This window comes from Bacillus sp. FSL K6-3458 (genome assembly GCF_038005045.1).
GTDB classification, from domain to species: domain Bacteria; phylum Bacillota; class Bacilli; order Bacillales; family Bacillaceae; genus Bacillus; species Bacillus altitudinis.
Genome location: NZ_JBBOSI010000001.1, coordinates 392,110 through 417,145 on the forward strand (window position 1 = coordinate 392,110; position 25,036 = coordinate 417,145).

A 25,036-nucleotide genomic window follows, 5' to 3' on the forward strand; every position below is an offset into this window, starting at 1 on the left:
CATGAGTAAATGTATGCGCTCACATGAATGAGGAAGGAGTGAAGTCAATTGGCTTCTGTCAGTTTAAGTAGTATGGATAAGATAAGGGCAGCAAGCAGAGGATTGCCGCCAAAACTGAAAGCAATTGCTGAGCACATTACGAGTGAGCCCCGCGACATCATCCATTTGTCGATTGTCGAGCTTGCCAAAAAGACAGCGAGCTCAGAGGCAACGATTTTTCGTCTTTGTAAAAGGCTTGGATTTGAGGGGTATCAAGATTTGAAGATTGCTATTGCCCAGGAAATAGAACAAACGAAGCCTGATTATGTAGATGAAGAGATGAGTCTTGACGATGATACTGCCGTTTTTATGCAAAAGGTATTTCAGGCAAACATCACTGCATTAAAGGATAGTTTTCAATTGTTGAATCCAGAAGATGTAGAAAGAGCCGTACAATTAATCCATGAAGCAGAGCGCTTAGAGTTTTATGGCAGCGGTGGGTCTGGCCTCATCGCCACAGATGCTTTTCACAAATTTATGAGGACAGGCATCAACTGTATTGTTCATACAGATTCTCACTTTCAAGCGATGTCGGCAGGTCTGCTTGATCAAAAGAGCACAGTGCTTGGTATATCTCATTCTGGTCGAAATAAGGATTTACTGGATGCGATGAAAACAGCCAAGGAAAAAGGAGCGAAAACCATTGGCATTACAAGCTATCAGCGTTCTCCATTGAGTCAGCTTGCAGATGTCACGCTGTATACATCAACGCAAGAAACGGCTTTCCGAACAGAAGCGATGTCTGCTAGGCTTGCCCAGCTTACTGTGATTGATGTGCTATATTTTGCGCTTGCACATTTAAGGCAGCAGGAAACATTAACAAACTTAAAGCAAATGAGAGAAACCATTTCTCAAAAAAGAGTGTAATGGTTTCAAAAATAAATTTTTCTATTAGTGAAAAATGCTGTTGTGGTAACGATTCTGAGGTTTTTAGTGAAAATTATTTTCTTTTTGATCGTTGAATGTCGAAAAAAATATTCCTATAATGGGATTTATCAGGTACACCGGCACCACGACACTTTATTTCAAATCAGTGATTGGGCGTGATACAGATGAAGGGAAACCAGGCGGTAATTGGTTTGGATATTGGAACAACAAGTACAAAGGCGGTTCTATTTGGACCACAGGGGAAAGTCATATCAAAGCATTCTGTTCCTTATGACCTCATTCACCCCCAGCCAGCATGGGTTGAGCAGAACCCTGAACATATTTTAGATGCTGTAATTGCGAGTGTAAGAGGCGCATTGACGAAAGCAGCATTTGATGCAAAAAACCTCATAGGTGTGGGAATTAGTACGGCGATGCATTCCTTAATCGTCATGGATGAGAATGGAAAAGCATTAACAAACAGTATCATTTGGGCTGATAACAGAAGTGCAGAACAAGCGAAACGAATCATAACGGACTTAGATGGCTTTCAAATTTATAAAAGAACCGGAACACCGATCCATCCAATGTCACCGCTTTCAAAAATACGATGGATCAAGGAAATGACACCTGACGTCTTCAATCAGGCAGCAAAATTCATTTCCATCAAAGAGTATGTTCTTTATCATTTCTTCGGTCAGTATGTGGTCGATTATTCAATCGCATCAGCAACAGGACTGTTCCGATTGGAAACGCTTCAATGGGACGAGGAGGCACTACGTATTGCAGGAATTCAGGTGAATCAGCTGTCTGAACTTGTTCCAACGACGCATCAGCTGCGTGGTCTTCAGCCAGAAATTGCGCTGCGAATGGGCATTGAAGAAGATACACCATTTGTTGTGGGTGCAAATGACGGTGTACTAGCGAATCTTGGTGTTGGTGCGATTGGCAAAGGTGAGGTAGCAGTCACGATTGGGACAAGTGGTGCAGTACGTACAGTCGTAGATCAGCCAATTACAGATGAGCAATCAAGAACATTTTGCTATGCATTGACGGACGAGCATTGGGTCGTTGGAGGACCGACCAATAACGGCGGGATTATGCTGAGATGGCTCAAGGATGAATTTGGGTCTTCCGAGGTGGAGGTAGCAAAGCGTCTAGGTGTAGACCCTTACGATCTGATGATTGATATTGCAGAGAAGGTTCCAGCTGGCTCAGAAGGACTGCTGTTTCTTCCATTTTTAACAGGTGAGCGTGCACCTTATTGGAATCCAAACGCAAGAGGCACGTTCTTCGGGATCGGTCTTCAGCATAAGCGCGAGCACTTTATTAGAGCCGTGTTAGAAGGCGTCATTATGAGTGTTTTCTCGATCGGTGTGGCACTAAGAGATTTAACAGGTCCAGCGAAGGATGTCAGGGCTTCTGGTGGATTTGCGAGATCCCCGCTATGGCGGCAGATTTTGGCGGATACAATGGGCAGAGAAGTACTTGTTCCAGAGAGCTACGAGGCTTCCGCACTTGGGGCGGCTGTCCTTGCACTTCATAGTTTAGGTCATATTGAAGAGATAGAAGAGGTGCAGGAATGGATTCGTATTTCTGCCCGCCATGAACCAAATATGAAGAACAACGAAACATACATAGAGCTGTTTTATTTATATGAGCGTCTCTATGACAAACTGAAGGATGAATTTGATGTCATTAGTGCGTTGCAATTAAAACAAAATCGTTAAACATCGGGGAAAAGGTGGGAGAACATGCTTTTATTCATTGTGATTGCGGCGATTGTCCTTTTACTCATTCTCATTACAGTCGCTAAGTTGAATCCGTTTGTGAGTTTGATCATTACCTCTATGCTAGTAGGCTTTGCTACAGGAATGGATTTACAGGAAATCATTCAATCGATTAAAACGGGATTAGGGAACACGTTATCGTTACTGGCGATTGTACTAGCGCTTGGGACCATGCTTGGGAAAATGATGGCTGAGTCAGGGGGTGCTGAGCGGATAGCTCAAACACTCATCAGTCGTTTTGGGACGAAGAATGTGCATTGGGCGATGATGTTTGTAGCCTTTATCGTGGGGATACCTGTCTTTTTCCAGGTCGGATTTGTTCTTCTCATTCCTTTACTCTTTACCATTGCGATTGAAACGGGCATTTCGCTCGTGACGATTGGGATTTCATTAATCGCAGGATTGTCTGTTGTGCATGGGCTAGTTCCGCCTCATCCAGCTGCCATGGCAGCAGTAGGCATCTATCATGCCAACGTGGGAAAAACGATTTTCTTTTCAATCATCGTCGGTTTGCCAACAGCTATTATTGCTGGACCGCTGTATGGTAAGTGGATTGGAAAACGGATACATAAACCAGTTCCAGAGATGCTCAGAAAGCAATTCACGGAACGAAATGCTGATCGGAAGCTTCCTGGTTTTGCGAATACGATGTTTACCATTTTGGTGCCGGTCATTCTTATGCTGCTTGCCACGTTGGCGGATATTATTTTGCCAGAGGATAGTATGTGGTATCAGATGTTCAAGTACATTGGAGATCCCATAACAGCTTTATTGATTGCAACAGTGTATTCTTTCTTTAGTCTTGGCTTTATACAAGGGATGAGCCGTGACCGAGTGCTGTCATTCAGTAACGATTGTTTGGGACCGATCGCGTCCATTCTGCTTGTGATTGGTGCAGGCGGAGCGTTCAATAATGTACTGATCGATTCAGGCGTTGGGGATTATATTGCTGATTTAGCCAAACACTCCCCAATCTCACCGATTTTACTTAGCTGGCTGATTGCTGCGGTTATTCGTGTGGCAACAGGATCAGCTACAGTATCCATGATGACAGCGGCCGGAATTGTAGCCCCAATCGCTGCATCCATGCCGGATGTGAGCAGAGAGCTGCTTGTTTTAGCAACAGGAGCGGGTTCACTGATTTTGTCTCATGTCAATGACTCTGGTTTTTGGCTGATCAAAGAGTATTTTGGTATGACCATTAAAGAGACGTTCTTGACTTGGACGGCTATGGAGACCATCATTTCCGTTAGCGCCATTGCATTTATTATGATTATTAATATGTTTATATAACGGGACAACAGCTCAATTCTTCGGGATTGGGCTGTTTTTGGTTTGTTGTTATGCCGCTTTTGACAATTTAGGATAAAATAATGATATTGAGCTATGGGAGGCGGACACGATCGAACCTTTAAAACATGTATATAATGAACCATTTATTCAACATTTAGCAGAAAAACTTGTGCAAGCGTCAACTGTATTTGATGCTGATCACTTTCAGCAGCTCGTGTTTCAAGAGGATTGGGAGCAGCTGGAGTTAAAAGAACGAATGAGAAGAGTGACTGAATCGATGCACGCCTGTCTTCCTGAGGATTATGAGAAGGCAATCGATGTACTGCGTCAGACAGCACCGCATTTTACAGGGCTCAGTGCGCTCGTATTTCCAGACTACGTCGAGACATATGGTGTTGACCATTGGGATATCTCGATCAAAGCACTTGAATTCTTTACACCGTTTTCCACTGCTGAATTTGCCGTTCGACCTTTTCTCATTCAAGATCAAGAGAAAATGCTGGCGCAGATGCTTGTGTGGTCACAGGATCAAAATGAACATATTCGCCGTCTCGCTAGTGAAGGATGCAGGCCTCGTTTGCCGTGGGGATTATCCGTCCCTGCGCTGAAAAAGGACCCTTCTGTCACGCTGCCCATTTTAGAAAATTTGAAGTCAGATTCGGCCAAGTATGTGCAAAAAAGTGTAGCGAATCATTTAAATGATATTTCTGCAATTCAGCCAGACCTCATGAAGCAAATGGTCAAAAGCTGGTATGGAACCAATGAACATACAAACTGGATTGTCAAACATGCATCCCGTACGTTATTGAAAAAAGGCGATCCAGATATCATGGCTTTATTTGGCTATGGAGATGATCCGTCTATCCAAGTAACGGATTTGAAGGTGACGCAAGACCCCGTTCGTATTGGAGAGAAGCTGACCTTTCATTTTATTCTTCAGGCAGATAAGCCATTAAAGCTGCGTGTAGAGTATGCCGTTGATTACGTGAAAGCTCGTGGTACACGCAATCAAAAGGTATTTAAAATCACAGAATTTGAAACAGGATCGGCGCTGCATAGAGAATTTGTCCGATCACAGTCGTTTCAAAATATGACAACGAGAAAGCACTATGAGGGCATTCATACATTAACCATCATCATCAACGGCATCCCAAAAGCGTCTGTTGATTTCGAAGTCACAGCAGCTGCTCATGAAAAAACCCGCCACTGAGGCGGGTTTCAGCGTGTAGACAAACCCTCGCATTCGGTGTCAGTCCTGCGTGCTGGTGCTCACGAATGTCACATTCGCTCCGCGCCAGTACTCGTCCTTCCTAGACTGCAAAGGTTTTCTATCACGCTGAAAAGAAGACAAAGGGCTAAAATCAAGTTCATTTTAGCCCTTTATCAACAATCTGATACCCGCCACTGAGGCGGGTTTTTGCTTGCGTTTCTAAGCTTTCTTTTTCATTAAGAATGAAGCAATGATGGCGGCTGCTAAGAAACCGATGCTGATAATCGAGCTAGGTAAGTTCTCTGGTCTGAATAGGAACAGAACAAAACTGACACTGAGTACAAGACCAGCAAATAAAGTGAAATACGGGAATAACCAAACTTTGAAATACGGCTCTTGCGGATATTTTGGACGCAGTTTCAAATGAGCCAGACAGATGCTAATCCAAATAAGAGAGACCGCAAAACCAGGGATAGCCAGCATATAGCTGAAAATTTGATCTGGGTACAAGTAAGCAAAGAATGTTCCGATTAAAAGAAACAGAACGGTCACCCATAAACTTAAAATAGGTACACCTCTTTTGTTGACCTGTGCCAGCTTTTTTGGACCGCCGTCTGATTTAGATAGAGAATGAATCATTCTCGTCGTGCCGTAAATACCAGAGTTGGCGGCAGATAGAACGGCTGTAATTAAGACGAAATTAATGAAGTGAGAGGCACCTTGCATGCCAGCTGCTGAAAAGACTTGGACAAAAGGACTGTTATTCGGATCAATTTGATTCCAAGGAATGAGTCCACAAATAATCAAAATCGGCAGTGTGTAAAACAAGATGATGCGCCACATCATACTTTTGACAACACCAGGTAATACCTTTTCTGCATCCTTTGTTTCTGTAATGGTCAGCCCGATCAATTCAGAGCCTCCATACGAGAAGATCACCACTAATAATGAGGCAAAGACAGCACCCCATCCGTTCGGGACAAAGTTTTGGTAATTGGTGAGAACAGGCGTGCTTTGTTCGCTCGGAATGATTCCAAATAATAATGCAGCACCGAGAAGAATAAACACAATAATAACGAAAATCTTCATTCCAGCGAACCAAAACTCAATTTCACCAAAGTATTTTACATTATTTAAATTAATTCCGATGACTAAGAGCGAGCAAAGTAAACATAAAGACCATAATGGTACGTTCGGCAACCAATATTGAAGCAAACTGCCCGCTGCAATAATTTCAATGACACATACAGTGAGCCACATAAAACAGTAAACCCATCCGACAACAAATGAAAAACGTTGACCAAGCGCAATCTGTATGAGGTCGCGAAGGTTATTCCCCGGGTAGACGATGGCCATTTCAGCTAAAGCCGCCATGACAATGAGAAGAAGCAATCCAGCAAATACATAGGAAAAGATAACTCCAGGACCTGCTAAGCCGATTGTATCGGCACTTCCTTTAAAGATTCCTGTACCAATGACCCCGCCCATCGCAATCATGCGAATATGACGCGGCGATAAAAGCTTTTTTAATTCGTGTTGTTCCTGATTCGCGCTCATGACGTTCTCCTTTTTTAAAATGCTTATGTTCCATTTTCTTTTTTCGAGCGGTCAGTGTCAATATAAAAAAAGAGATTTTTCAGACAAAATAGGCGGTTGATTCTATCAATTGAGCCGTTTTCTTCCATAAATCTTTTCCATGACCCATCCCCAAAATCTGAAACTTCGTGAAAAAATGAACATTTGCCTTCATTCTGACATAAACAATTTTCAGTTTTTGTCGATATATCTTTTGCGTTACTAAAGTCCTAATAAAGAATTATTTATAACTGTAAAATATTTCAAAAAAGTATGGAAGAATGAAAGGAGTTATTGAAGATGTTTATGAGAAAAGCAAGTGATTCATCGTCGGGGGCCCTTCTTAGTGAAAGCAGTCAATTAGTTGAACGAATTGAGAAGGGAGATTTTTCAGCCAGAATTGATACTGCTGCATTCTCTTCTAGTCAAACAATAGAAGCAGTGGCTCAAATAAATGAAGCGTTGCAAAAGATGCAAGAAGCGCAAGAAGATATTCATATGCGTATGAATTTAGTGACAAAAGCGATTAAAGTGGGTCTATGGGATATGACGGTTGTAGCAGGAGATCCTGTAAATCCAAAAAACGAATTCACATGGACAGATGATTTCCGCAGAATGCTAGGTTTTCAAAATGAAAACGATTTTCCTAATGTCTTAGACAGCTGGGCATCTCGAATTCATCCAGATGAGCAGGAATACACCTTGAATGCATTCTCTACGCATTTATTGGATCATTCTGGCCGTACACCGTATGATATCGAGTATCGTCTGAAGTTGAAAAATGGCGAGTATCGCTGGTTCAAAGCAACTGGAACGACGATTCGAGATCGAAATGGGGTACCTCTTCGTGTGGCAGGGGCTCTTTTTGATATTCATGATCAGAAATTGAAAGAAGAAGAGCTGCAAGCATTCGTGACAAGATATGACTTGATCAACCGTGCGCTTGTGGAAGCTCCTTGGGATATGGTTGTAGAGGCTGGCGATCCTGTCAATCCAAACAATGAATTCTGGTGGTCTCCGCAGTTTAGAAAAACGCTTGGTTTTACAGATGAAAAGGATTTCCCGAACGTGTTGAGCAGCTGGAGTGATCGTTTGCATCCTGAAGATAAAGAATCGGCTCTCCAGGCCTTTGCGGATCACTTAAATGATCATTCTGGCCGTACACCATTTGACATTGATTATAGATTGCAGAGTAAAAATGGCGAGTACCGCTGGTATCATGCGGGCGGTGAAACGATTCGTGATGAGAAGGGTGTCCCTTTACGTGTCGCAGGAACCATTCGTGACATCACGTTAGAAAAAAACAAAGAGGAAACAGCGAATGAAATGGCTTCCCAAGTAGAGCAGCTTTCAAGTTCTATTAGTGAGATGGTATCTGGCATCAGTTCTGTGACAAACCAAGCACAGGAGCTTGCTGTCGCTCAAGAGCAGTCAACGTCTGCTGCTAATTTGGCGAAAAACAGTGCAGATGAGACGAAGAACATTTCAGACTTAATCAAAGAAGTGGCAAACCAAACGAATCTGCTTGGTTTGAATGCCGCAATTGAAGCAGCAAGAGCAGGCGAGCAGGGCCGCGGTTTCTCAGTCGTTGCCGATGAAGTACGTAAGCTAGCGCTTCATAGTGCCAATGCGACAGAAAATATCGAATCTAGTTTAACTGAAATGAAAACACAAATCGACCAAATTCTTGAAAATATCTCCAATATGACAGCTCTTACGCAAACACAGGCTGCTTTAACAGAGCAAGTGAACGCTTCAGTTGATGAAGTGAATCATATGTCTCAGCGTCTAGTGGCATATTCAAAGAGTATCTAATATCAAAAAACCGCCTTTTCATCAGAAGGCGGTTTTTTTATTTAAGCATGATCCGCTGGGAAAACAATACCGGCGTCTTTCCTAGCGGCTTCAAGAACCTTCATGACAGAAAGACTGTCATCAAGCCATTCATAACACTTTTCGACATTTCCTGTTTCAATGATATGCTGAAATGCTTCTGCTTCATAAAACAGGCGGTTTGAATTGGTTTGTGCATTGAGTGAAGTGACTTGGTCTCCTATATGCAGCAACACTTCCTCACAGCCATTCGCACCATTTTTCACATGCAGGAACCCTTTTTCCCCTTGAATCAAAGCGAAATTCATACTGCTTGTATCTTTGCTGCCAACACTTGTGGCGATGAAATCATTGTAAGTAAAAGTTAAAACACCAGATGTGTCGATGCCGTTTGGATGGAGGTTGGCCTGGTAACGAACGTCTTTCGGTGAACCAAATAGATTCATAATGAAATGAACATTGTAAATGTTAATATCCATGAGGGCACCGCCAGAAAACTCTGGGTTAAAGACATTCGGCGTTTCCCCGGCGAGCAGCTGATTATATTTACTTGAATATTGACTGTAGTTGCATTGAACGAGTTTGATTCTGCCTAATTGATGAAGGTGTTTTTTGATTAAATGATAGTTGGGCATATGAACGGTCGTAATGGCTTCAAATAGGAAGAGCTGCTTTTCCTTTGCGAGAGCGATTAAGGCTTCTAGCTCTTTCACATTAGAGGTAAAAGGCTTTTCGCAAATCACATGTTTTCCGTGTTTCAATGCAGCCGTGGCATGCTCGCTATGTAAACGATTGGGTGATGCGATATATACCGCTTCTATGTGGGGATCTTCTAACATAGCGGTTAAATCCGTATAAGTCGTTTGCACCCCAAATTGATCTGCGAGTTTCTTTGCCGTCGCTTCCTTTCTTGAATAGACAGCGTGGCAAGAAGCACCTTCAAGCTGTTCAATTGCCTGGAGGAAACCTTCCACAATCACACCTGTTCCAATGGTTGCTATTCTCATTCTATTCATAACCCCTTTCATACGATTGATGTCACGTCAAGCTGTCTCTAGTATACCTGATGTTTTCATACAACGTGTACTTAACAGCTAGGCGCAGAGGGGTGCCAGTAAAAAATACCGGCACATCTTTGGCAGTCTCTACAATTAACTAATGTTAGCTAATGTTTGTTTCGTTAACAGTTGAATGGCCGCCTTCCTCTTTTTTAACTCTTGAATGGATTTTTGAATATCTTCTACTTTTTGTTCGAGCAGCTGTTCCGCTTCTGTTTTTGACTGTTTCTCGAATAGTGACGTGATAATTTCTCGAATTTCTTTGAGTGAGAAATCTAGCTTTCTTGCTTCAGTGATAAAGGATAGCATGAGTACATATTTTTTATCATATAAACGATAGCCGTTATGTGCTCTCTTAGGCTCGGGGAGCACACCCTCATTTTCATAAAAACGAATGGTTTCAATATGTACACCAGACATTTTTGACAATTTTCCTCTCGTAAATGTAATCATTCCCTGCACCTCCTTTCTTTGCTATCCATCATACAATTAGATTTGCTAGTTTCAAAATATTCTCCGATGAACATTTGTTCCTTTTCATACTGTTAAAATGACAGGTCTGTTCTATTCACAGCGGATTCTATAGAATAGGTTATAATAGATGAGGATGAAGTGATTTTTTGTTACAGATAGGAACAAGTAGACAGCGTGAGAAAAAAACGATAGGCTAAAATAGGTACATAGTATGATGAATAGCATGTGATCATGTAGATGATCACTCAAAATAGTGACAGCACGTTTTGCTGAGAAAAGGGGAGCAGTGAATGTATAAATTAGTCGCAATTGATATGGATGGTACGTTATTAAATGATCAGCATATGGTGCCGGATGAGGTGTTTGAAGCCATTCAACAGGCGAAGGCAGAAGGCGTTAAAATTGTTTTATGTACAGGCCGGCCGATTGGCGGGGTGCATCGCTATTTAAAAGAGCTGCAGCTTGATCAAGAGGGGGATTATGTCATCGCCTATAATGGAGCGCTTGTACAAAACAGCCATACAAATGAAGTCGTATCAGAATTAACTTTATCCTATGATGATTTGACTTCTTTATATGAACTGAGCCGTCAGCTGGATACACCTATGCATTATTTCGATTCGGCTCATCTATACACACCAAATCGGGATATTAGTGAATACACGGTACTTGAATCGTATTTAACGAAATTGCCGCTTAAGTATTTACCTGTCGAAGAGGCAGACCCATCCATGAGACTTCCGAAGATGATGTATATTGATCAGCCGGAACGTTTGGAAAAGACGATACAAGCCATTCCATCTGAAGTGAAGGATCAGTACATGATGGTAAAAAGCACAGATTTCTTCCTAGAAATTCTTCATCCTGATGTGAGCAAAGGGAATGCCGTGAAGCTTCTAGCGCATGAACTTGGGATTTCTCGTGAAGAAGTGATGGCGATTGGTGACAATGGGAACGACGTGTCGATGCTAGAATTTGCGGGCTGTGGCGTTGCGATGGGAAATGCCATTGAAGATGTCAAAGCAGTTGCGGATGTTGTGACAAAATCCAATAACGAAGCAGGAGTCGCACATGTCCTGCATGAGCGAGTCATCGGAAAATAAAGAAAGAGCGGTCTACCAATGAGGTAGCCGCTTTTTTATATGTGTGAGAAAAAGTAAACAAGCATACGTCTGCTGTTCAAATTTGTTTTTTCGAGCATCGCCTTTACATGATCATGCACCGTATGAGGCGAGATAAATAACGTACTGGCAATTTCTTTTGTGGATTGTCCTTTTATTAAACAGTCAAGGACGTTCATTTCTCTTTCTGTCAGCCGATATGTTTTCGCTATATAAGGAAGGATTTCACTTGTTTGAGCTCGCTTAATATGAATCATGACAGCCTCTTCCTCCCCGGCTGCCTGTGCTAAACGAAATGCTTGAAGAGAGAGAAAACGCCCTGTCGGCATTCTGGTGATGCTGACCGCTGTTTGGTCACCGCCGCCGTATAAAAGCTTAGCACCTAATGCTCTAAACGGACGGGGCATGATGGCACCGTCATGAATTTGCTCAAAGGTCTGGAAGGTGTGAAGCCAATGAAGTCCAGTTTCATTTCCATAAAGAAGATGGTAATCGTGTGAAAGAATGAGGAAGCCTTGGTGTTCCGCCGTTTCATCTTCTTCCGTTTCTCTTCTTTTAAAAAGTTCATCTCTCAGCTTGGCTGCGAGTGCTGGTGTTTGGCGACTAACCGCTTGTATATCTTGTTCATGAAAAGGTTCCTTCTCCTTTTTCCGATAAAGGCTGGCGATTCCCCAGCATTCACCTTGAATCACAAGGGCTGCCCGCAATTCATCTGCCCATCCGTTAGGTAACAAAATGTGCTGGTATCGACCACTATTGATGTATTCTCCACTTTGGACGAGACTGGCAGCGTGGACAGGACCTTTCGCTAGATCCTCATGCTGGTGAACATCTTTTTTTAAATATTCATTTTGAAACAGCTCGTTATGTATGGCTTCAATCGGTTCATCTGTAAAAGAACCCGTCGAGAGGAGAGTAGCTGGATCAATGGTTGTGATACAGGCAGCATCAAAATCACAGATAGCAGCAAGTTCATCTCGAATGCTTTTTCTCAGCTGCTGAAAATGAGCGGCTGGATTGTTCATTTGATCTCCTCCTCAATATCCCCACTTTTAGGGATCGTTTTTTCTCATCTATCTTCTTACAATGAAGATAACATACCGTTAGTGTAAAGGAAACGAAGCAAAGCGGAAACTGGAGGAGAAGACATATGAGTGTAAATCAACATTGGCATGATCCTGTTGCTGAATCCTATGCAGCGACAATTGCACATAAAGTACCGGGCTATCATCTTTTGCATGAGCTGACAGTGGATAGAGTAGAAATCGAATTAATGGGAGCGGCTTCTCGCATGTTAACAGTCGGAGCAGGTGGGGGCGAAGAGATTATCAACATGCTTCAAAGAAATAAAGACTGGCATATCACAGGGGTTGATCCATCTCCAACCATGCTTGATATGGCCAAGCGCAGAGTGGCACAGCTTCATATGCAAGATCGCGTCACATGGTATGAGATGGCCTTAGACAAAGTGCCGGTTGAAAAGTTGTACGATGCAGCAGTAAGTTTGCTTGTCATTCATTTTGTAAAAGATCAGCTGACCTTTTTACAGGAGATCGCCCGCCGGCTTCAACCAGGGGCACCTCTCGTGTTGGCGTTTATTCAAGGAGACCCAGAAACGCTGACATTTCAGCAGGAGCTTCATATGCTTTCTCTATTCATGAAGCGTCAAGGCTTGGGAAAGGAAGTGTTTACGTCCTTCCGAGAAAGGCTGGGTGTCACAACATATCCCGTGTCTGAAGAAAAGATGACAGCACAATTAACCGAAGCAGGATTTCAAGACATCAGACCTTATTTTCAAGCGGGCATGATCAAAGGGATTGTTTGTAAAAGAGGCGATAGAAAGGCGGTTGGAAAATGAGGTCAAAAGTGATGGTGATAGGCGGTTATGGACATGTGGGGCAGCAAATATGTCTTCAATTAAGTGACGTGTATCCTGGGCAAGTCTTTGCGGCTGGCCGAAGTTATGAGAAGGCTGAACAATTTGCACGCCAAACGAATGGGCGTGTACGTCCATTTCAGATAGACGTAAGACAACCAGTGGATACGGACTGGATGGATGAAACGAGACTGGTGATCATGTGTCTGGATCAAGATGACACGTCATTTGCTGAAACATGCTTACGATCAGGTATTGATTATCTCGATATTTCGGCAAAAGGAGCCTATATTGAGAAGCTAGCAAAGGTCCATCAACAGCAATTGAACGCAACGGCTGTGCTGAGCGTAGGCCTTGCACCTGGTCTCACCAATTTGCTTGCAGCGAAGGCGGCATCTATTCTGACCTCTGTGGAGCAAATTGATATTAGTATCATGCTTGGGCTAGGTGACCAGCATGGAAAAGCAGCTATTGAATGGACGCTTGATCATGTGCATACGGATTATGAGCTGACGAAGAATCATCAGCGAAAGAAAGTCAAAAGTTTTACTGGAGGGAAACGCATTGATTTTGGCAAAACGCTTGGAAAGCGGCAAGCCTATCAGTTCCCTTTCTCTGACCAGCAAACATTGCCTTCGACGCTCCATGTGCCTTCTGTGACAACAAGGCTCTGTTTTGATTCTGGCGTAGCGACACGTGCATTTGCTCTCACAAGGAAACTCGGAATGACGTCCCTTCTCACGATGCCGAAAATCAAGGAACGAGCCATTTCACTGATTCAATCTGCTCAAATGGGTACAGATCAATATGCAGTGAAAGTGGAAGCGGTAGGAATGAAGGGTAACGAAATTCATCAAGCAGCGCTTGGAATAAAAGGTCGCGATGAGTCTCAAGCAACGGCTCAAGTCGCCAGTGCTGTGGCACTGCATGTATTGAGTAGGCAGTTGCAGGCAGGTGTTTTTCATATCGAAGAATTATTTTCATTAGCGTATGAGAATGGTGATTTTGCGTTGGTGGATCAAAAAACGAAGGAAAAGCACGCACTAGCATTGAGAGCCAGCCTTTTAACAGCATAAAAGAAAACGACAAAAGATACGCATCAGCTCAAAAGTACAGGTCAGTCATGTGGGCGCTTTATTCATGATCCATTTCAAAACAAGGTGTCTATGATCCGAAAACAACAGCTTGCTCTCCATGAAATGGCCGAGAGGTGGAAGAGATTTAAATCAAGGGTTGTAGTCGGAACTGATATAATGGTTACATTGGGCAAATAAATCTCAAGTGGGTGTTTACAAGTGTTAGATACAGAACAAGATGTAGTGAAGAATTATATAGATTCACCCCAAAAATTGAAAAATTTATATAAACGAGTATTGTTTGTTGTCAGTCTATCGCAAATATTTGGAGGGGCTGGAATAGCTGCAGGAATTACGGTAGGTGCCATTTTAGCACAACAAATGCTTGGAACTGAAGCCTATGCAGGAGTCCCAATCGCTTTATTTACTTTGGGGTCAGCTGGGTCAGCTTTCATTGTAGGAAAGCTTTCACAACGTTATGGACGACGCATCGGTTTATCGACAGGTTTTGTTGTTGGAGGGCTCGGAGCAATTGGCGTTGTGCTGGCAGCTATGATGAATAGTGTCATTTTATTATTTGCATCGCTCTTCATTTACGGAGCAGGAACATCCACGAACTTACAAGCGCGTTATGCTGGGACAGACTTAGCAAATTCTAAACAGCGTGCAACTGCAATTAGTACAACAATGGTCATGACAACATTTGGAGCAGTAGCAGGTCCGAATTTAGTTGAAGTGACGGGTAAATTTGCAGTGTCCATTGGTGTTCCAGCACTTGCCGGTCCTTTTATTTTATCAGCAGTAGCATTTATTGTAGCTGGTCTTGTCCTTTTTATTCTGCTGCGTCCTGATCCATTAGACATTGCCCGAAGAATAGCAACTTACAAAGCAGAACATGGGCATGGAAATAAACCAGATGCTGCTGATAAAAAAACAGATAAAAAAGGGCTTACAGTAGGGGCCACAGTGATGATCTTAACTCAAATTGTCATGGTGGCACTCATGACCATGACACCGGTGCATATGCAGCATCATGGTCATGGATTAGCCGAAGTGGGCATTGTGATTGGTTTTCATATAGGAGCCATGTATCTTCCTTCACCTATCACGGGTGTACTTGTAGATAAACTAGGACGAACAGCTATGAGCATAGCGTCGGGCATCACATTGTTACTTGCTGGTTTATTAGCAGCATTCGCACCAAGTGATTCAATGATTCTATTAATCATTGCTTTGTCTTTACTTGGATTGGGATGGAACTTTGGTTTAATTAGTGGTACTGCTCAAATAGTGGATTCTACAGAACCATCAAACCGGGCAAAAACCCAAGGAACACTCGATGTTTTTGTTGCGTTAGCAGGTGCTTCTGGCGGTGCCCTTTCAGGAATGGTCATGGCGAATACGAGTTATGCTACATTATCTTTAAGCGGAGGAATTTTATCGTTAATTCTCATCCCTGTCATCGTTTGGTCTTTTAAAAGTAAAACATAATGCAGCTCCGTGCTCATCCATCACAAAAAAAGACATGCCTCCAATCATAGGAAAGCATGTCTTTTTTGAATCTCTCTTCACAGGATGCTAGTCTTCTTATGATGCCGAGGACACATCTCCTTTTTTCTTGATACTGGCTTTAATGAGCTCAGTCAATGTGTCAGAGCCTTTTGTGGAAAGATGAACACCATCTGGCTGAAAATAGGATGGCTGTCCTGAGGCAGCTGAATGCCAATCGACTAAGCTCACATTGTGGTGTTGATTGGCCACACGCTCAATGACTGCATTCACATCATTTTCCCAAGATCTTGGAACGCGAGTGTTCACAAGAAAAATATGTGCCTTCGAGAAATGTTGAATGAATGAGGTCAAAGTCCCCTCTGTAAAATAACCATTTGTGCCAAGCTCAATAATAACAGCGGCATCAGCCTTGTTAAAAGAAGCATATTGAGGGGCGATGCGGATGGCTTCGTTCATTTGCCTTCCGACCCTTGCGTCAATGGTGATGGGTTCATAGGCCTTTTCTAAATTTGAAGCAATGTCTAACATGACGGAATCACCAATGGCAAGAACTTGGTGAAATTGTTTAGGATCCGCTGCTTTTTTCTCATGTTTGTCTTTCTTTTTCTTCACTTTTGATTCTGTCTGACCGCCTGCCTTTTGGGGCGCTGTCTTAATTTGTGTGACTTCTTGCGCATGCGGGGATGTATGAGAAGAGCTAGACATGCCAATGGTAAATAAAATCAAAAGGACTGCGGCAATCCCAAGAAACACTTTATTGGACATAGACCATTGCTTGATTTCTGTTTTCCAAATCGACCAAGAGGCAAAATAGTGTCTAAACCCGAGTTTACGAATCGGCTGTTCGATCAAACGATAGGAAGCCTCTGATATGAGTAGAATTGCGATGAGCTGCAATGTGACACGTCCCATGGAAGGCTGTCCAATCTCAATGACCGGTGTGGTCAGCACGATAATTGGATAATGCCATAAGTAGATGCCATAAGACCGCTTTCCGAGCCAAACGAGTGGTTGAAAAGACAGCCATTTCCCAATAAGACTGGCAGGATGGCAGACACACGCAATTAAGATCGCTGCATTCAAACAGAATAAAAGCATACCGCCTTGATAGAGAAAGCCGTCAAATTCGTCGACTGCATAAACACATAAGAGGAAAATGACCATCGAACCGAATCCGGCTATTTGTAACATACGTCTGCCGACAGGAAGTAATTTTCTGCTGGAAAGTCTGTGCATGGGCCAGACAAATGCAAGACTGCACCCGATGAGGAGTGCAAACGCACGTGTGTCTGTTCCATAATAGATCCTGCTCGGGTCAGTATCCGGTGAATAGAGAATGGCCATCCATAAAGCAGATACAAGTGCCAGACCAAAGGTGATCATAGGAAGATGGGATCTATTTTTCACCCATTTCAGTCCAGCAATCAACAGTACCGGCCAAATGAGATAAAATTGCTCTTCAATCGCCAAAGACCATAAATTTTTTAGTGGAGATACAGCATTGAAGCTGTCAAAGTAAGAGAGCTGATGAAAAATGTACCACCAGTTACTCACATAAAAAAAGGACGATAAGGCATCGCCACGAATGGACATTAATGCATTTGAACCAGCAATGGCGCACCAGCTGACGATTAAAAAAATCATGACGTAGGCAGCTGGAAGCAGCCTTCTGATGCGGCCCATCCAAAAAGGCAGAAGCTCTTGATAGCCCAAATCCTGCTTATGCAGCAAGATGGTTGTAATCAAGTAACCAGAAATCACAAAAAACAAATCAACGCCAAGAAACCCGCCGCTTGCGGGTTCAATATGTAAGTGATAAGCAATGACCGCCAATACGGCAACAGCTCTCAGCCCATCTAATCCTAATATGTAACGTAAACGGTTTTCCTTGCTGTTCATGAAAAAGAATCCCCCATCAATGTCAAACGCGTCTTTTTTGTTGTCACTCCAAAAGAACAACGATTCTTTTATTTTATATAAGATTAGACGAATCAGCATTACATTTTGTTGGCGAATTTCTGTCTTTTTTAAAATTTTTTTATATGAAGAAACATTCTAAGGCTTGAGGGATTCTTATTTTTATACTCAAACCGAAAATCCCTGTCATAATAAAAAAAGAAGGAAAGGGGATGTGTTGAATGAAAACGATTGAAAATGATCTGTTATTGGTTCAAATCAATGAGAGAGGTGCCGAGGTGAGAGAGGTGCTTCATAAAGAAAGTGGACGTCAATATATGTGGTCTGGTGACCCTGCTTATTGGGGCAGGGTGTCGCCCGTCTTATTTCCGATTGTCGGACGGTTGAAGGATGATCAATACAAGATAGACGATCAAACGTATCAACTCTCGCAGCATGGATTTTTGCGTGATGTTGATTTTGAACTATTTGAAGAAGCAAAAGATCAGGTGATTTTTCAATATCAATCAAATGGCCGTCACACGTCACAATATCCGTATGAATTTACAGCGCGCATCAGTTATGCACTGTCGGAAAATGGACTAACGATTTCCTGGGAAATTGTTCATGAAGGAGATGGCACGATGTATTTCTCGATTGGCGGGCATCCGGCATTTCATGTCCCGCTTGTTGAAGGCGAGCAGACATCTGATTATTCACTCACATTGGTACCTTCCACCGAACATGATCCAGTTCAATATGAACTTCATAATTCACTTGTGAGAGAGAAGGAGAAAGGTGTTGAGTTTGAGCCGATTCAACTTCGCCCAGAACTTTTTCAGAACGATGCAATGATCTTTAGTCATATTGATCAAGTATCATTGACTTCTCAAGCAGGTCACGGCGTTGAGGTCGATCTCAGTGGTTTTCCGTTTGTTGGTATTTGGTCTCCATATGATCAAGAAAAGGGAACAATGGCTCCTTTTGTTTGTATTGAGCCTTGGTATGGGATCGCTGATATGGAAGGGACAAACGGGCAGTATAAGGAGAAATTCGGCATTCAAACCTTAGAGAAGCAAGAGACCTTTCACGCAGCTTACACCATTTTCTTTAAATGAACATTTGTGCATGGTGAAGTGAACAATTTGTTATGATAGAGGAAAAAAGGAGGCGTACGAATGGATCGGGGGAAACAGCAATTAAGTATTGAAGCAGCAAGGCTCTATTACTTATCTGATTACAGTCAGCAGGAAATCGCCAAGCAGCTTGACCTGTCGAGGCCAACGGTGTCTCGTCTGCTTCAGTATGCGAAGGAAAAAGGGTACGTCCAAATTACAGTGATGGACCCATTTGAGGATTTAAATGAGCTGTCCTTATTGCTGAAAGAAAAATATGATCTGCTCGAGGCTCATGTGGTATTTTCGCCAAAGGACGATTATCCAACGATTACGGATTACTTGAGCCGGTTTGGTGCAGATTATCTTCAAAATACGGTGAAAGACGGCGATATCGTTGGAGTGAGCTGGGGCACCACGATGTATCAAATTGCTCAAAAGATGCAACCTAAACAGGTAAAAGGGGTAGAAGTGGTTCAGCTGAAAGGCGGAATCAGCCATTCGCATGTGAATACATATTCTGCGGAAACGATCCAGCTGTTTGCATCAGCTTTTCAAACGGCACCACGCTATTTGCCACTGCCTGTTGTGTTTGATAGTGCCGCCGTTAAAGAGATGGTCGAACAGGATAGACATATTCAGCGCATTATTGAAATGGGCAAACAGGCAAATATCGCTGTGTTTACTGTTGGGACGGTAAGAGATGAGGCGCTTTTGTTTAGGCTTGGTTATTTCCGTGAAGAAGAAAAGGTGCTGCTCAAGACATCCAGTGTCGGAGATATCTGTTCGCGTTTTTATGATCAAGAAGGACGCATTTGCAGTGAAGCGATTAACAATCGCACAATCGGTGTGGAGCTGGATGATTTGAGAACAAAAGAGCGCTCCATTCTTGTTGCTGGTGGACATCGAAAGGTTGCCTCTATCCATGGGGCGCTGAGAGGAAAATATGCGAACGTATTGATGATCGATCAGCACACAGCAAGAGCTCTTTTAAATGTCACAAAATAGATGAACAAAATTTCATAACTATATTTACAATTGTTCAATAGTCATTTAAGATGAAAGTATCATATTTAAAAGGAAGTGTGAATCATGACAATAGCAAAGCTCATTGATCATACAGCACTAAAACCAGATACATCTAAAGCTGCGATCATGCAGTTACTAGAAGAAGCAAAGACATACCAATTTGCTTCCGTTTGTGTGAACCCAACTTGGGTATCTCTTGCGGCGAAAGAACTAGAAGGAACAGGCGTTGATGTCTGTACAGTCATCGGTTTCCCGTTAGGTGCAAACACAACAGCAGTGAAAGCATTTGAAACAAAGGATGCCATTGAAAACGGTGCAACTGAAGTGGACATGGTCATCAATATTGCGGCATTGAAAGATGGCGAATATGATGTAGTTGAACAAGATATTCGTGCCGTTGTAGACGCAGCAAAAGGCAAAGCCTTAGTGAAAGTCATCATTGAAACTTGTTTACTCACAGATGAAGAGAAAGTAAGAGCTTGTGAACTTTCTGTAAAAGCTGGCGCTGATTTCGTCAAAACATCGACTGGATTTAGTACAGGCGGTGCAACAGCTGAGGACATCGCATTAATGCGTAAAACAGTTGGACCTGACATCGGTGTCAAAGCATCAGGCGGCGTGAGAACAAAAGAAGACGTAGAAGCGATGACAGCTGCAGGCGCAACCCGTATTGGTGCCAGTGCGGGCGTTTCCATTATTAAAGGGGATCAATCAGCTCCTTCTAAAGACTATTAATTCATACGATCCTATGGTAGGATAACAATCATGACTCATTAGATGATGAAAAAGTCATATGCGGAAGGGTCTCATTTCTGGGATTTTCTTCCGCAATTTGTTTGCGAAATAGGGTTTGTTCCATACAAGCACATTAATGTAAACGAATTCATTCAAGGAGGAAAAACATGAAATACGTCATTGGTATTATCGGTTTGCTGGTGATTCTCGCCATTGCATGGCTGGCAAGTAACGGGAAAAAGCGAGTGAAATTCCGTCCAGTCATTGTCATGATTGTACTGCAATTTATTTTAGGTTATATTCTGCTCAATACAGGTGTTGGGAACTTCCTAGTCGGGGGCTTTGCAAAAGGATTCCAAATGCTTCTAGGCTATGCTGGTGAAGGGATCAACTTCGTATTTGGCGGTTTAATGAATGATAATGCGTCAACTTTCTTTATCAATGTCTTGCTGCCGATCGTCTTCATTTCTGCCTTGATTGGTATCCTGCAGCATTGGCGTATCCTTCCGCTGATCGTACGCGGAATTGGGTATTTGCTTAGTAAAGTCAATGGAATGGGGAAACTAGAATCTTACAACGCCGTAGCGTCAGCGATTTTGGGTCAATCCGAAGTGTTCATTTCCATTAAGAAGCAGCTTGGATTATTACCTCAACAGCGTCTTTATACATTGTGTGCATCTGCGATGTCGACTGTATCAATGTCCATTGTCGGTGCGTATATGCAAATGATTAAACCGGAGTACGTTGTTACAGCACTTGTGCTGAACCTATTTGGTGGATTTATTATTGCGTCTATCATCAATCCATATGAAGTGTCTAAAGACGAAGACATGCTTGAAGTCGTAGAAGAAGAAAGACAATCTTTCTTCGAAATGCTCGGCGAATACATTATGGATGGTTTCAAAGTAGCCATTGTTGTGGCTGCGATGTTGATTGGATTCGTTGCATTAATTGCGATGATTAATGGCATTTTCACAGCTGCCATCGGTGTTTCTTTCCAAGATGTACTTGGATATGTGTTTGCACCATTTGCTTTCCTTGTTGGTGTACCTTGGAGTGAAGCGGTACAAGCAGGAAGTATTATGGCGACCAAAATGGTATCTAACGAATTTGTAGCGATGCTTGCTCTATCTGGCGACGGTCTTCATTTCACTGCTCGTACAGAAGCGATCATTTCTGTATTCCTTGTGTCATTTGCGAACTTCTCGTCTATCGGTATCATTGCTGGAGCAGTGAAAGGCTTAAATGAAAAACAAGGAAACGTTGTCGCACGCTTTGGATTAAAGCTGTTATTCGGTGCAACACTCGTCAGCTTCTTAACAGCAGGCGTTGTCGGTTTGATTTACTAAACTAAAAAAGGAATGGTGAAAACAATGAGAATGGTAGATATCATTGCGAAAAAACGTGACGGAAAAGAATTATCTTCAGAGGAAATTTCTTTCTTTGTCAAAGGTTATACGGACGGAACAATTCCTGACTACCAAGCAAGTGCCTTGGCGATGGCGATTTTCTTCCAAGATATGACGGATCAAGAACGTGCAGATTTAACACTCGCTATGGCAAACTCAGGGGACACAATTGACCTGTCTGCTATCGAAGGTATTAAAGTAGACAAGCATTCAACAGGTGGTGTAGGCGATACAACAACGCTTGTACTCGCTCCTCTTGTTGCAGCACTTGATGTGCCTGTTGCAAAAATGTCTGGGCGTGGTCTTGGACATACGGGTGGAACAGTCGACAAGCTAGAGGCAGTCAAAGGCTTCCATGTTGAAATTACAAAAGACGAGTTCATCGAGCTGGTGAACCGTCATAAAGTAGCGGTCATTGGACAATCAGGCAACCTGACACCTGCTGATAAAAAACTGTATGCCCTTCGTGATGTAACAGGAACTGTTAACTCAATCCCGCTCATTGCAAGCTCGATTATGAGTAAGAAAATCGCTGCTGGCGCAGATGCCATTGTACTAGATGTAAAAACAGGTGCAGGTGCTTTCATGAAAACACCTGAAGACTCTGAGAAGCTTGCAAAAGCAATGGTTCGTATCGGAAATAATGTTGGCAGACAAACGATGGCTGTCATCTCAGACATGTCTCAGCCGCTAGGATTAGCGATTGGAAATTCCCTTGAAGTGAAAGAGGCGATTGACACGCTTAAAGGCGAAGGCCCTGAAGACTTAAACGAGCTTGTGCTCACATTAGGAAGTCAAATGGTCGTTCTTGCGAAAAAAGCAGAGACACTTGATGAAGCAAGAGAAAAGCTAATTGAAGTCATGAAAAACGGCAAAGCACTTGAGAAATTCAAGGAATTTTTAGAAAACCAAGGTGGAGACGGCTCGATTGTAGATCAACCGGAAAAATTGCCACAAGCACCTTATCAAATCGAAGTGCCGGCAAAAGAATCAGGTGTGATCGCTGAAATCGTCGCAGACGAAATCGGTGTTGCAGCGATGATTCTTGGAGCAGGACGTGCAACAAAAGAAGACGATATCGATCTATCTGTTGGCATCATGCTCAACAAAAAAGTAGGCGATCGTGTAGAAAAAGGCGAATCTCTCGTGACGCTGCATGCAAATCGTGAGGATGTAGCGAATGTCATGGAGAAAATTTATGACAACATCCGCATCGCTGACCATGCTGATGCTCCGACTTTGATTCATACAGTGATTACAGAATAAAGAGAAGAAGACAAAAGTGATGAATCGCTTTTGTCTTTTTTTATGTAAATTTTAGGTAGCGCTTCTTCTAGATATGATAAGTTAGATGAGTGGGAGGGGATAAACCATGAGAATGCTCAAACTCATTCTCTTTATTTTTGTAGTCTTGATGATCATTGGATTTATCAGCTACTATGTGGGACCAACATCGACACCAAGTTCTTAATGCGAGCGTACAGCTCGTTTTTTTATTGAAATAAAAAATTTCACTTTATGAAACAAACCTCTTGCAATCATGAAACAATGGGTGTATATTAGTTGACGAGTCAATGATTGATATATCAACTAATTGATCTGAATAGAAAAGAGGGGATGGCATTGACTGCATTTTGCTCTGAAGAAGCAGAGGTATTATATCGTTTGCAGTGCGTGAACCGTATGATGGGTGTGAAGTTCGAAGCTTGCACGGGCATCAGCCAATCAAGACTGGAGTTGCTATCACTGTTATTCCAAGCCGACGAAATCAGCCAATCCGATTTGCAGAAAAAAGTAAATATTGATAGTGCGGCTGTGACGCGTCACTTAAAACAGTTAGAAACAAAAGGAATGGTCACGCGAAGAAGAAAGCCGGAAGATAATCGAGTCACGCTTGTTCGTCTGACAGATGAAGGCAGAACAAGAATCGAAGCTTCTAAAAAAGAAAAAGAACGATTTATCTCAGAAATGCTTGAAAACGTAAGTGATGAAGAACGAAAGCTTCTCACTGATGTGCTCATCCGTATACAACAAAACATCGAGAAGATTCAAACAACCTAAAGGAGTGTTACACATGGCTACAACATTAAAAACAAACGATTTTATGGATATTATGAAAGGGCGCCGCTCCATTCGTAACTATGATCCAGCAGTGAAAATTAGCAAAGAAGAAATGACGGAGATTTTAGAAGAGGCAACAACAGCACCATCATCAGTGAATGCACAGCCTTGGCGCTTCATGGTCATTGACAGCCCAGAAGGAAAAGAAAAGCTCGCACCACTCGCAAAATTCAACCAAACACAAGTAGCTACATCATCAGCTGTCATCGCTGTGTTTGCAGATATGAAAAACAATGAATACTTAGAAGAAATTTATTCAAAAGCAGTAGAAAATGGCTACATGCCGCAGGAAGTAAAAGAAAGACAAATTGCTGCATTAACTGCACATTTTGAAGCTCTTCCAGAGCAAGTGAATCGTGAAACGATCTTAATTGACGGTGGACTTGTGTCAATGCAGCTGATGCTTGCTGCTCGTGCGCATGGCTATGATACAAACCCAATTGGCGGATATGACAAAGAAGTCATCGCTGAAACATTCGGCTGGGATAAAGAGCGCTATGTACCAGTTATGCTTCTATCCATTGGGAAAGCAGCTGACGAAGGTTATGCTTCTTACCGTTTACCGATTGAACGCATCACAGAGTGGAAATAATTTTTAAAAAAAGGGAGACGATCATATGATTATTATTCATGCAGGGATGACCATTCATCCAGAGAAAGAAAACGTATTTCTAGAAGAAATCAACGGTTTAATGAAAGCTTCACAGGAAGAAGCAGGCAATGTGTCCTACAAGCTTTTCAAGGATACAGAGAAAGAAAACACCTTTTTAATGGTAGAAGTGTGGAAAGATGAAGCAGCGGTTCAAAGCCATAATGCAAGTGCACATTTCCAAGCTTTCGTCGCAAAGGCAAAAGAATTTTTAGCCGCTCCACTTGATGTTGTTGCATATCAAGGAGAGCAGCTTTCATAGAAAAACAACAAACACCCTAGGCATTTATAGCCTAGGGTTCTTTTATTTTCGACAATTCGTTCCACCTATTTCAATCTCGTATTGTGCATTTTCCAC

Annotated in this window: 22 protein-coding genes; 17 read left to right on the forward strand and 5 right to left on the reverse strand. The window is 42.6% G+C overall.

What is annotated here, in order from left to right; translation table 11 throughout:
* The first annotated feature begins 72 nt into the window (after positions 1-72).
* The 4 genes from MHH23_RS02100 (at position 73) to MHH23_RS02115 (ending at position 5,199) form a co-directional block, all read left to right on the forward strand.
* Entirely contained in the window at positions 73-906 is an 834-nt protein-coding gene (locus MHH23_RS02100) for a MurR/RpiR family transcriptional regulator (protein ID WP_178896488.1), read from the forward strand.
* Positions 907-1,091: 185 nt separating this feature from the next.
* Positions 1,092-2,636, forward strand: a complete 1,545-nt coding sequence (gene gntK / locus MHH23_RS02105) for a gluconokinase (protein ID WP_340958784.1) — start codon at positions 1,092-1,094, stop codon at positions 2,634-2,636.
* 24 nt (positions 2,637-2,660) lie between these two features.
* Positions 2,661-3,989 (forward strand): GntP family permease, encoded by a 1,329-nt coding sequence (locus MHH23_RS02110; protein ID WP_079919973.1) that lies wholly within the window; start codon positions 2,661-2,663, stop codon positions 3,987-3,989.
* Positions 3,990-4,098: 109 nt separating this feature from the next.
* Entirely contained in the window at positions 4,099-5,199 is a 1,101-nt protein-coding gene (locus MHH23_RS02115; RefSeq protein WP_440170675.1) for a DNA alkylation repair protein, read from the forward strand.
* A gap of 219 nt (positions 5,200-5,418) precedes the next feature.
* Here the strand turns inward: MHH23_RS02115 and MHH23_RS02120 are convergent, their stop codons facing one another.
* The gene (locus MHH23_RS02120) at positions 5,419-6,756 is read right to left on the reverse strand and encodes an amino acid permease (protein ID WP_340958786.1); all 1,338 of its coding nucleotides are present in this window, start codon (positions 6,754-6,756) and stop codon (positions 5,419-5,421) included.
* A gap of 318 nt (positions 6,757-7,074) precedes the next feature.
* Here MHH23_RS02120 and MHH23_RS02125 point away from each other — a divergent pair, with 318 nt between their 5' ends.
* On the forward strand, positions 7,075-8,589 hold the full coding sequence (locus MHH23_RS02125; RefSeq protein ID WP_340958788.1) for a methyl-accepting chemotaxis protein: 1,515 nt from the start codon (positions 7,075-7,077) through the stop codon (positions 8,587-8,589).
* Positions 8,590-8,630: 41 nt separating this feature from the next.
* Here MHH23_RS02125 and MHH23_RS02130 read toward each other — a convergent pair whose 3' ends face one another.
* Positions 8,631-9,614, reverse strand: coding sequence for a Gfo/Idh/MocA family protein (locus tag MHH23_RS02130; protein WP_249855494.1), 984 nt, complete (start codon positions 9,612-9,614; stop codon positions 8,631-8,633).
* 144 nt (positions 9,615-9,758) lie between these two features.
* Positions 9,759-10,118 carry a MerR family transcriptional regulator gene (locus tag MHH23_RS02135; protein WP_007498034.1) on the reverse strand — a complete coding sequence of 120 codons (360 nt, stop codon included), beginning with the start codon at positions 10,116-10,118 and terminating at the stop codon, positions 9,759-9,761.
* 311 nt (positions 10,119-10,429) lie between these two features.
* Here MHH23_RS02135 and yidA point away from each other — a divergent pair, with 311 nt between their 5' ends.
* Positions 10,430-11,242 carry a sugar-phosphatase gene (yidA, locus tag MHH23_RS02140; RefSeq protein WP_008345739.1) on the forward strand — a complete coding sequence of 271 codons (813 nt, stop codon included), beginning with the start codon at positions 10,430-10,432 and terminating at the stop codon, positions 11,240-11,242.
* Positions 11,243-11,277: 35 nt separating this feature from the next.
* Here yidA and MHH23_RS02145 read toward each other — a convergent pair whose 3' ends face one another.
* Positions 11,278-12,285, reverse strand: coding sequence for a helix-turn-helix transcriptional regulator (locus MHH23_RS02145; RefSeq protein ID WP_096882075.1), 1,008 nt, complete (start codon positions 12,283-12,285; stop codon positions 11,278-11,280).
* Positions 12,286-12,410: 125 nt separating this feature from the next.
* On the opposite strand from MHH23_RS02145, the gene MHH23_RS02150 reads away from it, so the two are divergent.
* From MHH23_RS02150 to MHH23_RS02160, 3 genes are all read left to right on the forward strand, one after another.
* Entirely contained in the window at positions 12,411-13,118 is a 708-nt protein-coding gene (locus tag MHH23_RS02150) for a class I SAM-dependent methyltransferase (RefSeq protein WP_340958789.1), read from the forward strand.
* Positions 13,115-14,212, forward strand: coding sequence for a saccharopine dehydrogenase family protein (locus MHH23_RS02155; RefSeq protein WP_340958790.1), 1,098 nt, complete (start codon positions 13,115-13,117; stop codon positions 14,210-14,212). Before MHH23_RS02150 ends, MHH23_RS02155 begins: the two co-directional genes overlap by 4 nt.
* A 219-nt stretch (positions 14,213-14,431) precedes the next feature.
* Positions 14,432-15,703: an MFS transporter gene (locus tag MHH23_RS02160; RefSeq protein WP_340958791.1), complete on the forward strand. Its 1,272-nt coding sequence runs from the start codon at positions 14,432-14,434 to the stop codon at positions 15,701-15,703.
* A 96-nt stretch (positions 15,704-15,799) separates the two neighbouring features.
* Here MHH23_RS02160 and MHH23_RS02165 read toward each other — a convergent pair whose 3' ends face one another.
* A complete protein-coding gene (locus MHH23_RS02165) occupies positions 15,800-17,623 on the reverse strand; it encodes an acyltransferase family protein (RefSeq protein ID WP_340958792.1) in 1,824 nt (607 codons plus the stop codon).
* A gap of 239 nt (positions 17,624-17,862) precedes the next feature.
* Between MHH23_RS02165 and MHH23_RS02170 the strand changes: the two genes are divergently transcribed.
* The 8 genes from MHH23_RS02170 (at position 17,863) to MHH23_RS02205 (ending at position 24,940) form a co-directional block, all read left to right on the forward strand.
* Positions 17,863-18,738 carry an aldose 1-epimerase family protein gene (locus MHH23_RS02170; protein WP_039164984.1) on the forward strand — a complete coding sequence of 292 codons (876 nt, stop codon included), beginning with the start codon at positions 17,863-17,865 and terminating at the stop codon, positions 18,736-18,738.
* Positions 18,739-18,798: 60 nt separating this feature from the next.
* Entirely contained in the window at positions 18,799-19,743 is a 945-nt protein-coding gene (locus tag MHH23_RS02175; protein WP_340958793.1) for a sugar-binding transcriptional regulator, read from the forward strand.
* Between the two features lie 84 nt (positions 19,744-19,827).
* Complete coding sequence (gene deoC, locus MHH23_RS02180; RefSeq protein ID WP_024719215.1) at positions 19,828-20,499, forward strand: deoxyribose-phosphate aldolase; 672 nt, start codon at positions 19,828-19,830, stop codon at positions 20,497-20,499.
* A gap of 167 nt (positions 20,500-20,666) precedes the next feature.
* Positions 20,667-21,848 carry a NupC/NupG family nucleoside CNT transporter gene (locus MHH23_RS02185; protein ID WP_017358632.1) on the forward strand — a complete coding sequence of 394 codons (1,182 nt, stop codon included), beginning with the start codon at positions 20,667-20,669 and terminating at the stop codon, positions 21,846-21,848.
* Between the two features lie 24 nt (positions 21,849-21,872).
* The gene (locus MHH23_RS02190) at positions 21,873-23,174 is read left to right on the forward strand and encodes a pyrimidine-nucleoside phosphorylase (protein WP_041091254.1); all 1,302 of its coding nucleotides are present in this window, start codon (positions 21,873-21,875) and stop codon (positions 23,172-23,174) included.
* Between the two features lie 351 nt (positions 23,175-23,525).
* Positions 23,526-23,969, forward strand: coding sequence for a MarR family winged helix-turn-helix transcriptional regulator (locus MHH23_RS02195; protein WP_045033720.1), 444 nt, complete (start codon positions 23,526-23,528; stop codon positions 23,967-23,969).
* A gap of 13 nt (positions 23,970-23,982) precedes the next feature.
* Complete coding sequence (locus tag MHH23_RS02200; protein WP_039164997.1) at positions 23,983-24,621, forward strand: nitroreductase family protein; 639 nt, start codon at positions 23,983-23,985, stop codon at positions 24,619-24,621.
* A 25-nt stretch (positions 24,622-24,646) separates the two neighbouring features.
* Positions 24,647-24,940 carry a putative quinol monooxygenase gene (locus MHH23_RS02205; RefSeq protein WP_008345714.1) on the forward strand — a complete coding sequence of 98 codons (294 nt, stop codon included), beginning with the start codon at positions 24,647-24,649 and terminating at the stop codon, positions 24,938-24,940.
* Positions 24,941-25,036: the final 96 nt, after the last annotated feature.